The following is a 12491-nucleotide window of genomic DNA, read 5'->3' on the forward strand; positions in this document are numbered from 1 at the left end:
GTCTGCGCTGTGATCTGGGTAAAGCGTATTTTCTTGTGGCTCATGGGGCTCGTCTTCCTGCTGCTCATCGGCGTCAGCCTGCTGGGCTTCACCCATCAGGGCAACAAGTGGCTGTGGCAGCAGGCCAAAGGGGCGCTGCCCTCCCTCAAGGGGGAGCTGGTGGCGGGCCAACTCGGCTATGGCTGGACCCTGGAAGGGGTCGGCTGGCAGGACGAGCTGGTGGATGTCACCGTCGAGCGGGCCGTGCTGGACTGGGATCTTGGCAAGCTGCTGCAGGGCAAGCTCTGGATCAAATCCCTGACGGTCACCCACCCGGTGGTGAAGGTCGCCGACGCTGAGCCTGTGCCGGAAGAGCCCACCGAGCCCTTCGTCTGGCGCCCGTTGCCACTGCGCATCCAGGTGGACAGCCTCAAGGTGGCCGATCTCGATCTGGCCGTGCCCGGCGTGGCGGTGACCCTCAAGGATCTGGAGATAGGTGCCACCCTGGATCGCAAGGGGCTCATCGTGCGCGGGCCCGTGCTCGATGGCCTGAACGTGACCCTGGCCGAGGCCCCTGCTGCTGCTGAGGCGGCCAAGCCGGCCGCCAGCAAGACGGCCAAGGCCGGCAAGCCGGCGACCAAGGCGGCACCATCCCCTGTCGGCACCAAAGAGCCGGTCATCGCCAAGGCAAAACAGGGGCATGACAGCAAAGCCACGAAGGCGAAAAAAGCGGCGCCCATAGTGCTGCCCGAGATCCGCCTGCCATTCCCCATCCAGCTGGAAGGGCTGGCGGCGACCCGGGTTCGCTACCAGCAAGGGGCGCTGGTCGAGGGGCTCGACAAGTTGCTGTTGTCGGCCCGCGCCCAGGATGCGCGCATCGAGGTGCGCGAACTCTCCTTGCGTCACGCCATGGCGGATCTGGCGCTCAAGGGCCATGTGCGCCTGGTCGATGACTATCCGCTTACGCTGACGCTGGATGCCAAGGCCCGCAAGGGGCTCAAGCAGTGGGAGCTCGACACCGAGCAGGCGAACCTGACTCTGGATGGCTCCGTGGGCAAGCTGGGGCTGGCGCTCAAGGCCAAGGGGCCGATCGCGGCCAACCTCAAGGGGACGCTGGCGACGCTGGACCCCGACTTGCCCTTCGATCTGGCGCTGGACTGGAAGAGCCTCGGCTGGCCGCTGCACAAACCGGCCAAGGATGAGCCGAGCTATCGGCTGGACAAGGGCAGCCTGAGCGCCAAGGGCAAGCTCTCTGGCTATCAGTTTGCACTCGACACCGCCGGCAAGGGCACGGACGTGCCCCCCTTCAAGGTGGCGCTCTCGGGCAAGGGGGATCTGGAACAACTGAGCCGGGTCGAACTGCTGCTGGGTGCCCTGAAGGGGGAGCTCAAGCTCGATGGCAAGCTGGCCTGGCGCAAGGGTGTCCAGTGGCAGGGGACCACAGAGTTCAAGGGGATCAACCCGGCCGAGCTGGTACCCGAGATCAAGGGGGCGCTGGCGGGCAAGATAGTCAGTCGCTTCGAGCTGGACGAGGCGGGTCATTGGCAGCTGGCGCTGCCGGAGCTCAAGGTCGAGGGCAAGCTCAACCAGTATCCGCTGGCGCTCAAGGGAGCCCTCAGCGGCAACGACAAGATGGAGTGGACCATCCCGGCCCTGGCGCTGCAAAGCGGCCCCAACCAGTTGCAGGCCAAGGGATCGCTCACCGCCCAGGCCTGGAGGCTGGATGCCCAGATAGATGCGCCCAAGCTCGGCGGCATCTACCCCGGCCTTGGGGGCGACCTTAAAGGACAGGTGCGCCTCAGCGGCAGCCAGCAGGCGCCGAGGGTGAATGCGGATCTGGTCTCGAGCCGCCTCGCCTATGCCGGGACAGTGCTGAAAGAGACTGTGATCAAGGGCAGCGCCCTGGTGGGAGACAAACCCGCCGGCGAGCTGGCCCTGACGGTGGCGAGCCTGGTACAGGGGAGCAATACCTTCTCCCAGCTGGCGCTCAACCTTGGCGGGGATCTCGAGCGCCACGGGCTCACCTTGACCATGAAGGGGGATCCGCTGGCCGCCGATCTGCGCCTGGATGGCAGCCTGCGCGGGGATCGCTGGCGCGGCGCCCTCTCCGAACTCAAGTTGAAGACCCCCCTCAAGCGCTGGACGCTGGCCGCCCCCTGGGCCCTGGACCTGAACTTGCCCAGACAGCAGCTGACCATGGGAGATTTCTGCCTGGGTTCCCAGGGGGCCAGCCTCTGCGTCAAGGGCAGCCAGATTTCCGCCGCCCAGGGTAGCCTGGAGTTTGCCCTCAATGCCTTCGATCTCAAGCGGCTGCGCCCCTGGTTGCCGGACAACTTCCGCTGGCAGGCAGTGCTGTCGGCCGACGGTCGCGCCAGCTGGCGCGGCAATCAGCCGACCCTGCATGTCAGGGTAAGCACCACGCCGGGCACCTTCGTGGCCGACGAGCTCAAGACCGAGTACCAGCGCCTCGAGCTCGGCGTCGATTTCGAACGCCAGCAGGCCGCCATCCGGCTCGATTTCGCCTCCAGACAGATAGGCAATATCGACACCGATCTGCTGATAAAGGAGCCTGCAGGCCGCGGCCAACTGTCGGGCCAGCTCAAGTTTGATGACCTCAAGCTGGCGACCTTTGCCCCCCTGATCCCGGAGGTGCGCTCCCTGCAAGGCTTCATCTCGGCCGATGCCCGCTTCGATGGCACCCTGGCCGCGCCCCTGCTGTACGGCGAGCTGAACCTGCTGGAGGGGGAGGTGCAGACCCACTCCGACATGGTGACGCTCTCCAGGCTGGTGACCCGCCTCAAGATAAACGGCAACCGGGCCGAACTCGACGGCTCCATGCTGGTGGGCAAGGGGCCGCTCGCGCTGGGGGGATGGCTGAGCTGGGCCAGCCTGCCGGTAACCGGCAGCCTCACCATCCAGGGCAAGGATCTGGAAGCCCAGTACCCGGGCATGGGTCGGGTCAGGGTCTCCCCGGACATCGCCATCTCCCTGGGGGAGGAGACCAAGGTCAGCGGTCAGGTGGACATTCCCTGGTCGCGCATCCTGGTCAAGACACTGCCGGAGAGTGCGGTGGCGGTCTCCGATGACGTGACCGTCATCTATGACGATCTACCACCCGTGCCCAAGGCGGCGCCCCTGCCGATGGAGATCAAGCTTGCCATCCGGCTCGGCGACGATGTCCGGCTGGAGGCCATGGGACTCAAGACCAAGGTGACGGGGGCGCTCGGCATTCGCCAGGATCCTTCCAAGCCACTGGCGGGCAATGGTCAGCTGGAGCTCAAGGATGGGCGCTTCAAGGCCTATGGTCAGAACCTCATCATCAAGGAGGGGCGGATCCTCTTCTCCGGCCCCATCGATCAGCCCTATCTCAACATAGAGACCTACCGGGATCCTGACACCATAGAGGACAACGTCACCGTCGGGGTCCGGGTGACGGGGCCGGCGGCCAAGCCGAAGATCACCGTCTATTCCGAGCCGCAGATGGCGCAGTCCGAGCAGCTCTCTTATCTGCTGCGCGGCAAGGGGCTGCAGACCAGTGGCGAGGATGGCGGCTTCAACGGCCTGCTGGTAGCGGGGGCGGTGAGCCAGGCGAGTGGCGTTGTCTCCAGTATCGGGGAGTCCCTTGGCATGAGCGATGTGGCCCTCGACACCGCAGGGAGCGGCGACGATACCCAGGTGACCCTGTCGGCCTACCTGCTGCCAGGTTTGCAGTTCCAGTACGGTGTCGGGGTGTTCAGCCCCATTGCCGAGTTCAAGCTGCGCTACGAGTTGATGCCCAGACTCTATCTGCAGGCCATGAGCGGGGTGGCCCAGGCGGTAGACATCTTCTATCGCTTCACCCTGTGAAGGGGATGAGCACGAAAACGGGAGCCCTTGGCCTCCCGTTTTTCATGGTGCATTCTGGCAGGGCAGGGCAGGAGTGGGATGCCCGGAAAAGCAAAAACCCGGCGCGAGGCCGGGTCTTCAGAAGAGTGGTGGAGGGAGAAGGATTCGAACCTTCGAAGGCAGAGCCGTCAGATTTACAGTCTGATCCCTTTGGCCGCTCGGGAACCCCTCCACGGGGCATGACCTGATTGTGGCACTTGAATGGTGGAGGGAGAAGGATTCGAACCTTCGAAGGCAGAGCCGTCAGATTTACAGTCTGATCCCTTTGGCCGCTCGGGAACCCCTCCCCAAGTGCGAGCCGCATACTACCAGATCTGTCGCGCTTGTGAACCCCTTGGCAGGGATTTTTAATGCTTAAAGGATCGGGTTGACGGCCGATAAACAATGAAACCCTCATTTCCAAGATTTATCCCATGCTGCCCAGTGCGATTCGTGATCGATTGCTCGTCGACGAGGCCCAGTTGGGCCAGCGGCTCAACCAGGATCTCCGCCAGGGAGACAGGGCCGACTTCAGGCTGCACCTGGCACTCCTGACCGACGCGGTCGAGGAGCAACCCTGGTTTGGGGCCGCGCAGGTGGCGGCGCCGCAAGCGCAGGCATGGCGCACCCGTTTCGGCCTGATGCCCCAGGCCGCCTTGCAGGGCGAACCGGGGGACGCCGACGCCTGGGCACTCAACGAGCGCCTGCAACAGGGGGGCTGCATGGCCGATGTGCGGCTCTGGCTGGCGCTGCGATCCCCTGCGCTGGTCAGCCGGACACCGGCGCTGGATCCCGCCGTGTATGACAATCTGTCGGCACTCGGGCGGGAACGCTGGCAGGGCAAGCTGGCCTCCCAGCCCAGGGGAGAGGATCCCTTGCTCATGCTGCCGTTGCTGGATGATTTGACGCGGGGAGTGGATGCTCGCTTGCGCTGGCTGATCTGATGCCAGAGGCGCAGAAACAAGATGCAAAAAGGCGGGATGACCCGCCTTTTTGCGCAATGGATGGGATAACCGGTATCAGGCGTCGGCTTCGTCCACCTCGGGAACGTCCTTGCCTGCGACCGCCGCGCGGCGGGCGAGGGGTTTCTCGATATGGCGATTGAGCTGACGCTCAAGCTTCTGGCCCAGATCCGTGATGGCGGCATACAGATCCTCGTGCTCTGCCTGCGCAAACAACTTGCCGTTGGGAATGCCGGCGGTGGCTTCGACGATATACATCAAACGCTCTTTGGAGATGATCACATGGGGTGTGATAAGAGGCACCTGAAGACGCTCGAGCTTTTCAAAACGGGATTCAATGCGCTCGCGGATGGCTGGGGTAATGTCGATGATTTTACTGGTCATTTCGATTTTCATATTGGCCCCCTTCGGGTCGTCTTGCTTGTGTCTTCACCCTCAGATTACCCATGTGGCTGGATGGAAATGTGACTTGAATCACAAAAAATTCCCTTAGTGATCCGGCAATACCTAAATTGTGAGCTTTTCCCGTTTCATGCCAAAAACCGCTTGAGCTCAACGAAATGGGCAGGCAGTATGCGCGAATAGGATCGTTTCTGTCCCCCCTTGGCAGCACCTTGTGTCGACCCGATGTCTGGTTTTCACCGCTCAGTCTCGCATTTTCTCTACCCACATCGTTTATCGCATCGCAAAAGGATTGCCATGCGCCGGTGGAGATATGCGCACAAACGGATATGCTTTTCTGCATGTGTCGGGGTGGATAACGTGGTTGTAGTGTTGGAGTCGTAAATGAAGCAACAAGCCACCCAGATGATGTGGTTTTATGATCGGCAGCATGAGCAGTGGAGCCTGTCTGATCATCTCTCTTGCCAGCCCTGGCAAGGAGAAGGGGCTCATCCCTGGGCCAGCCAACTGGCGCCAGAAGATGAACCCGGTTTCGCCGATTTTCTCGCAAGACTTCATCACTCGGGCCAGCCCGGTCAGTTCATCGGTCACCTCTGCGATGAGGCAGGCACAGTGCATCATGTGCTCTGGTACGGTCAGTATGTGCCGGCCCAGCAGCTCTGCTGCGGCTGGCTGGCGCCCCTGGAGATGGCTCACAACGCCGCCAGCCGCGTCGAGCCGCCCGCCAGTCTGGCCCCGCCGCTTCCCCTGCTGCAAGCCCCCTTGCTGGCCCAGCTGGCGCAGGCGCTCTCCGCGAGGACTGGCCTCGATTTCTGCCATACCCTGGTCAACGAGCTTGCCCATATCCTGGGGGCCAACGCGGTCTGGCTGACGGAGCGGGTGGGCCTTGACCGGCTCAGGGTGCTGGCGAGCCACGGCATCGACTTCAAGGAGTACGCCCTGGCAGACATGCCCTGCCAGCAACTCTATCGGGGCGCCGCCAGTGCGACCCCCGTCAGCGAACCCCTGACCGGCTGCGCCTGTCTGCCCCCTGGCCAGCACTACTATGCGCAGCCCCTGCTGGATCGCAGTGGCCAGATCCTGGGCCATCTCGCCCTGCTGTTCCCGAACCAGACCCAGACCGCCGATCTGGGATCCGTGCTGACCATCTTCTCGGTGCGCATGGTGGCCGAGCTGGAGCGTCTGCAGAGCGACGCCCTGATGCGGCTCTCTGCGGTGGCGTTCGAAACCCACGAAGGCATCATCATCACGGATCCCGACTTCAAGATCCTGCGGGTCAACTACGCCTTCAGCCAGATCACCGGCTTCGACAGCCAGGGGGTGATAGGCCTGCACCTTGGCAACGACCTCTGGTCCGGGCTCGGGGGGCTCGGCTATGAGCTCAATGCTCTGGATCGCTGGCAGGGTGAGACCCTGCGCCTGCACGCCGACGGCCACGTCTATCCCCAGTGGGAAATCGTCACGCCGGTGCAGGATGACAAGGGGGGCATCAGCCATTATGTCATCTTCTTCGAAGACATCTCGGAGCGTAAGGCGGCGGAGCGCCGCATCCAGGATCTCGCCTATTACGACGAGCTGACCGGTTTGCCCAATCGCCGCCAGCTCCACGAGACCCTGGCCCAGGCGTTCAGCGAGGCGAGCCGGGAGCACCTGATCGGCGCTTTGCTGTTCATCGACCTCGATCACTTCAAGACCATCAACGACTCCCTCGGTCATGCCACCGGCGACTGGCTGCTCAAGGAGGTGGCGAGCCGCCTCAAGCGGCTGGTGCGGCAGGGGGATTGTCTGGCCCGGCTCGGCGGCGACGAGTTCGTGCTGCTGCTGCCCGGCCTCTCCATCAGCCCGCCCCAGGCGGAGATGCAGGCCGACCTCATCGCCGAGCGGCTCATCGGCGAGATTGCTGCCCCCTACAGTCACGGGGGCCAGGTGCTGCACATCGGGGCCAGCGTCGGCATCACGCTCTTCCCCGGAAGGGAGCAGGAGGCCGGGGATCTGCTCAAGCAGGCCGACACCGCCATGTATCAGGCCAAGTCGGCGGGCCGCAAGACCCGGCGTTTCTTCGATGCCTCCATGCAGTTGCAGGCGGACAGGCGCCTGCACATTCACAACGAGCTGCGCAGCGCCCTCAACAATCAGGAGCTGACCCTCCACTATCAGCCCCAGCACATGGTTGAAGGGGGGGACATCATAGGGGTGGAGGCGCTGATCCGCTGGCAGCCGCCGGGCCGTGCCCTGGTCTCTCCCGCCGAGTTCATCCCCATCGCCGAGGAGACGGATCTCATCGTCGACATCGGCAACTGGGTGTTGCATGAGGCCTGTACCCAATATGTCTCCTGGGAGGAGAACGGGATCCACGTGCCCCAGCTGTCGGTCAACGTCAGTGCCAAGCAGTTCCATGCCCACGATTTCGTCGATCGCATTCACGATGTGCTGGCCGCCACCGGCATGGATCCCTCCTGCCTGAACCTGGAGATCACCGAGTCCGTGGTGCTCGGTCATGCGGAGGACACCATCAGCAAGATGGCCGAGCTCAAGACCCTTGGCATCAGCTTCGCCATCGACGATTTCGGCGCCGGCTACTCCTCCCTGAGCTACCTCAAGCGGCTGCCTGCCGATGAGCTCAAGATCGACCGATCCTTCATCCAGGACATCCCCAAGGATGGCGACAACATGGCCATCGTCGAGGCGGTGATCGCCATGGCCCGTCACATGGGATTCAACGTGACGGCCGAGGGGGTGGAGTCCCGCCAGCAGCTGGAATTCCTGCAGGCGCAGGGCTGCCATTTCTTCCAGGGCTATCTCGCCTCCAAGCCGCTGCCCGTACCCTATCTGGAGCGCTACATCAGCCGCCTGACCCGCCATGATCGCGCCGCCCCTGCCGACAAAAATAGTGTGGCGTAGCGCCCCTGCTTAACGGGTAGAATGAAGGTATGTCACCACCGCCAGCGGGCGGTGGTTATGCCTCTTCTTAAGGGAGAATGCCTTTCGTGAAAGCCGTGCAGGGAATCATCTTTTCGGCGCTGTGCGTGCCAGGGCTCGTGGCCCCCGTCTTTGCGCAAACCATGGAGCAGTCCCTCTATCGCGAGGGTTATGCCGCCGTGCGTGCCAATGATCAGGCCCGTTTCCAGCAGATCCGCGCCCGCCTGAACCATTATCCGCTGCTGCCCTATCTGGATTACTACCAGTTGGCGTTCCGGCCCGGGGCGGCAGACTACGACGACGTGACCCGCTTCATCCGCCAGCACGGGGATACCCCCCAGTCCAACCGTCTGGAGCGCGCTTACCTCACCTACCTGGCCCAGAGCCAGCAGTGGTCCCAGTTCCTGCGCTTCTACCCGGCCAAGCCGAACTCCACCGACTTGCTCTGCATGCACTACCAGGCCCGCTATTACACCGGCCACAAGAGTGAGGCCCTGCAGGAAGCGGGCAAACTCTGGCTGACCGGTCAGTCCAGACCCGATGCCTGCGATCCCCTGTTCCAGCTCTGGCAGCAGGCGGGTCTGCGCACCCAGGAGAAGATCTGGCAGCGGATGAACCTGGCCTTCGAGGCGCAGAACCCCAATCTCATCCGCCACCTCGGCGCCCAGTTGGGGGGGAGTCTGAAACCCTATGGGGATCAGATGATAGCCCTGTTTGATCAACCGGCCAGGGCGATGAACCCGGCCTCCTTCTCGACGGCGCCGCAGTCGAGGCAGCTGCTCTCCCTCGGGCTGGCCCGCTATGCCAACGAGCAACCCGAGCCCGCCCTGCGACAGCTGGGGGAGATGAAGCGCCGCTTCGGCCTGAACCAGGCCGAGGTCGCTCGGGTGGAGCGGGCCGCCGCCCGCCGCCTGCTGCTTGACAGATCCCTCGCCCAGCGCAGCTGGCTGGATACGACCCTGGTGCGGATGAAGGATGCCGAGCTGGTGGAGCTGCGGGCTCGCCTCGCCATCTGGGAGCAGGATTGGCGCGGTCTCGAAGGCTGGGTCAAGCGGATGCCCATGGCACTGCAGAAGGAGGATCGCTGGCGCTACTGGCTGGCGCGCTCCCTGGAGGTGCAGGGCCGGCAAAAACCGGCGCGGGAGCTCTATCTCGAGACCGCCAATCTGCGCGGCTTCTATGGCTTCATGGCGGCGCAGCGCACCGGAGTGCCCTATCGCATCAAGAACCAGAGCGTGGCGCACAAGGTGCCGGACTGGCGCACCGCCAGCAGCCGCTGGCCTTTCCTGGTGCGGGTGCGAGAGCTGCTGGCGATGAACGAGATCACGGCGGCGCGCTCTGAGTGGATCCACAACATGGATCGCAACCCGGTGGCCCAGCGCCTGGAGTTCGGTCATATCGCCCTCAACCAGGGCTGGCACGAGCTGGCGATCCTCTCCAGCATCCGGGCCGAGGCCTGGGATGCGATCGACTTGCGCTTCCCGCTGCCCCTCAAGCGCACCTTCTCCCAGATGGCGCAGGAGCGCACCATGAACACCAGCCTGCTCTACGCCATCTCCCGTCAGGAGAGCGCCCTCTATCCACTGGCGCAGTCGCCGGTCGGGGCGCGCGGTCTGATGCAGCTGATGCCGGCCACCGCGAGGGAGACCGCCAGCAAGCTGGGAGTGCCTTATCGCAACGAGCAGCAGCTGTTCGATCCCACCATGAACATCCGCCTCGGCAGCGCCTACCTCAAGCGGCTGCTGGACGTCTATGACGGCAACCGGATCCTGGCGGCGGCGGCCTACAATGCGGGGCCTGGCAGGGTCAAGCGCTGGCGGGATCAGAGCACCAACAAACCGATGGATGTCTGGGTGGAGAGCATCCCCTATAGAGAGACGCGCAACTACGTCCAGAACGTGCTCTCCTTCGATCTCATCTACCAGCACAAGCTGCAGCAGCCCCTGCGTTTCATGTCGGAACGCGAGCTCAATCACGCCTATTGAGAACCGAGGCAGTCGCGTCAGCGACTGCCTCCCATTCTTGCCTCAGAATGGTTATTATCCCTTAAGCTTTGTTACAAAAGGAAACCTGTCAGGTGATCGGGCGCCGCGTCTTGGTCTGACTGGTTCGATATAATGCCCGATCAACACAGACAGGCTTCCCCAACAAAGGAATTGAGAGTGGCAACGATCAAAGACGTATCTCAGCTGGCGAATGTGTCCATTTCGACGGTGTCGCGAGTCATCAACAACACGGCGCAGGTTGCACCCGAGAAGCGCGAGGCCGTGCTCGCGGCCATGAAGGAGCTGAGTTTTCGTCCAAACAGCTTCGCCCAGGCCCTGGTAAGCAAGCGTTCCAACTGCATCGGCGTCCTGGTTGGGGATCTCTGTGGTGGCCCCTTCTTCGCCCAGATGATGCGTGGCATCGAGAGCATGGTCGACAAGGCGAACAAGTTCACCATAGTGGTCTCCGGCAACCATGACGCGACCCGGGAGCGTCACGCCATCCAGGCGCTGCTGCAACGCCAGTGTGACGCCCTGATCCTGCACAGCAAGGCGCTGCCGGACGAGGAGCTGAGCGAGTTGGCATCGGGCTCCACCCCCATCGTCTTCATCAATCGCCAGGTGCCGGGCTGCGAGGAGCGCTGCGTCTGGCTCGACAACCAGGCGGGCATCACCACGGCCTGTCAGCACCTGCTGGACGCGGGGCACAGCCGGATCGCCTTCATCACCTCGGATGACGAGGAGTTCGTCGATGGCCAGCAGCGGATGGCCGGCTATCGCGTCGCCCTGCAACGGGCCGGCATCGAGCTGGATCCTGCCCTCATCGGTCGCGCCTTCGCCGACGAGAAGGGGGGCTATGTGGCCATGAGCGAGCTGCTGGAGCGCGGCGTTCCCTTCACGGCCGTGCTGGGCTTCAATGATGCCATGGTGGCGGGGGCCATCTCCTGCCTGCTGGAGCGGGGCTACAAGATACCGCAGCAGGTCTCTGTGGTCGGTTTCGACGACATACCCTATGCCCGTTACATCTATCCCAAGCTCACCACGGTGCGCTACCCCATCGAGGAGATGGGAGAGCGGGCCGCGGAGCTCGCCCTGCGACTGCTGGATCACAAGCCGGTAGAGGGCCTGGCGCTCAAGTTTGAAGCGGAACTGGTGCGTCGGGAGTCCGTGGCCTGAGCCATTAGGTTGGCCCCAAGCGGGCCAGCTTTTTCACCAAACGGTGAAAGCGCTTTCAGAAATCCTTTTCAACTGTGATCCGCTTCAAAGCTTTTTGACCGCGCTGCCACTAGGATAGGCCCACGAATTAGGAGCGTGCGCTCCCGATTTTCCCGCTGTGGGAGGTAACCGGTTCATCCGGCTATTTCCTTCGTTACTTTCGACGGTCATCATGGATGGCCGTTTTTTTTTGCCGAGATTTTGCCAATGACGACCGAACATGAGTATCAGACGGGAATAGTGGGCGCAGGCTGGCTGGGGTTGCCCTTGGCCAGGGCGTTGCAGGCGCAGGGTCGGTCCGTCGCCGTGACTGTCAGCTCCCTCGAGAAGGCCTCCCGGTTGCGTGACGAGGGCATAGCGGCCTGGCCGCTGCTGCTGGCCCCGGACATGGCGGGCCCGCTGCCGTTTCGCTGCCGCGATCTGGTGATCTGCGTGCCCCCCAGCAAGACCGAAGACTACCCGGCGTCGGTGGCACGGCTGTGCCAGCTGGCCAGGGACGCCGGCGCTGGCAAGGTGCTCTTTATCAGCGCGACCTCGGTGTGGGCGCCAGGGCAGGGGGAGGATGAGACCCCGAGCCCGGCCAGCACCAGGGGAGAGCGGATGCGGGCGGCAGAACTGGCTGTCCAGGAAGAAGGCTTTGCCTGCGCCATGGTGCTGCGCCCGGCCGGCCTCTACGGTCCGGACAGACACCCCGGGCGCTTCCTCGCGGGCAAGACCCTGGCGGGGGGAGGGCAGGCGGTGAACCTGGTGCATCTGGACGATGTGGTGGCGGCCTGCCAGCTGATGCTGGTGGCGGGGCAGGAGGGGGACGCCTATAACCTGAGCGCCCCGGTCCATCCGCGCCGTGAGCAGCTCTATCCCTTCGCGAGCCGTCTGATCGGGCTGGCGCCCCCGCAGTTCATCGAGCCCGCCGGCGTCTTTGCACCCATAGAGGGACAGCGCATCTGCCAGCGACTGGGTTTCGTCTACCGCTGGCCGGATCCGGCCCACTGGTTTGCTGCGCAGGCGTCCTTGCAAGGCTGAGTCAGGATGGGTTTCAACCTGACCTTCTTTGCATGGGGTTGGGCACGGGAGCCCCGCGTGGCGCGGGCCCGCTCGGCAATTGAGGTTTGCCAAGGGCGGGATCGCCCCCTATCATGCCGCCATCCATATAAAGAGAGCGGTA

Annotated in this window: 7 protein-coding genes and 2 tRNA genes; 6 read left to right on the forward strand and 3 right to left on the reverse strand. The window is 63.7% G+C overall.

Annotation, left to right across the window (positions count from 1 at the left end):
- Nucleotides 1-9: 9 nt before the first annotated feature.
- On the forward strand, nucleotides 10-3825 hold the full coding sequence (locus ACB030_RS01135) for a translocation/assembly module TamB domain-containing protein (protein WP_371157330.1): 3816 nt from the start codon (nucleotides 10-12) through the stop codon (nucleotides 3823-3825).
- Between the two features lie 126 nt (nucleotides 3826-3951).
- Here the strand turns inward: ACB030_RS01135 and ACB030_RS01140 are convergent.
- Nucleotides 3952-4036 (reverse strand) — tRNA-Tyr (locus tag ACB030_RS01140).
- A gap of 30 nt (nucleotides 4037-4066) precedes the next feature.
- A tRNA-Tyr gene (locus ACB030_RS01145) sits at nucleotides 4067-4151 on the reverse strand.
- Between the two features lie 126 nt (nucleotides 4152-4277).
- Between ACB030_RS01145 and ACB030_RS01150 the strand changes: the two genes are divergently transcribed.
- The gene (locus ACB030_RS01150) at nucleotides 4278-4787 is read left to right on the forward strand and encodes a VC2046/SO_2500 family protein (RefSeq protein WP_371157332.1); all 510 of its coding nucleotides are present in this window, start codon (nucleotides 4278-4280) and stop codon (nucleotides 4785-4787) included.
- A 75-nt stretch (nucleotides 4788-4862) separates the two neighbouring features.
- Here ACB030_RS01150 and hpf read toward each other — a convergent pair whose 3' ends face one another.
- On the reverse strand, nucleotides 4863-5201 hold the full coding sequence (hpf, locus tag ACB030_RS01155) for a ribosome hibernation-promoting factor, HPF/YfiA family (protein ID WP_025326380.1): 339 nt from the start codon (nucleotides 5199-5201) through the stop codon (nucleotides 4863-4865).
- Nucleotides 5202-5591: 390 nt separating this feature from the next.
- On the opposite strand from hpf, the gene ACB030_RS01160 reads away from it, so the two are divergent.
- The 4 genes from ACB030_RS01160 (at nucleotide 5592) to ACB030_RS01175 (ending at nucleotide 12349) form a co-directional block, all read left to right on the forward strand.
- Complete coding sequence (locus ACB030_RS01160; protein WP_371157334.1) at nucleotides 5592-8108, forward strand: putative bifunctional diguanylate cyclase/phosphodiesterase; 2517 nt, start codon at nucleotides 5592-5594, stop codon at nucleotides 8106-8108.
- An 86-nt stretch (nucleotides 8109-8194) separates the two neighbouring features.
- Nucleotides 8195-10111, forward strand: coding sequence for a transglycosylase SLT domain-containing protein (locus ACB030_RS01165; RefSeq protein ID WP_371157336.1), 1917 nt, complete (start codon nucleotides 8195-8197; stop codon nucleotides 10109-10111).
- Nucleotides 10112-10288: 177 nt separating this feature from the next.
- Nucleotides 10289-11287, forward strand: a complete 999-nt coding sequence (locus ACB030_RS01170; RefSeq protein WP_205641393.1) for a LacI family DNA-binding transcriptional regulator — start codon at nucleotides 10289-10291, stop codon at nucleotides 11285-11287.
- Nucleotides 11288-11533: 246 nt separating this feature from the next.
- Complete coding sequence (locus ACB030_RS01175) at nucleotides 11534-12349, forward strand: NAD-dependent epimerase/dehydratase family protein (protein WP_371157338.1); 816 nt, start codon at nucleotides 11534-11536, stop codon at nucleotides 12347-12349.
- Nucleotides 12350-12491: the final 142 nt, after the last annotated feature.

Source organism: Aeromonas sp. S16(2024), assembly GCF_041403065.1.
In the GTDB taxonomy this organism is placed as follows: Bacteria; Pseudomonadota; Gammaproteobacteria; order Enterobacterales; family Aeromonadaceae; genus Aeromonas.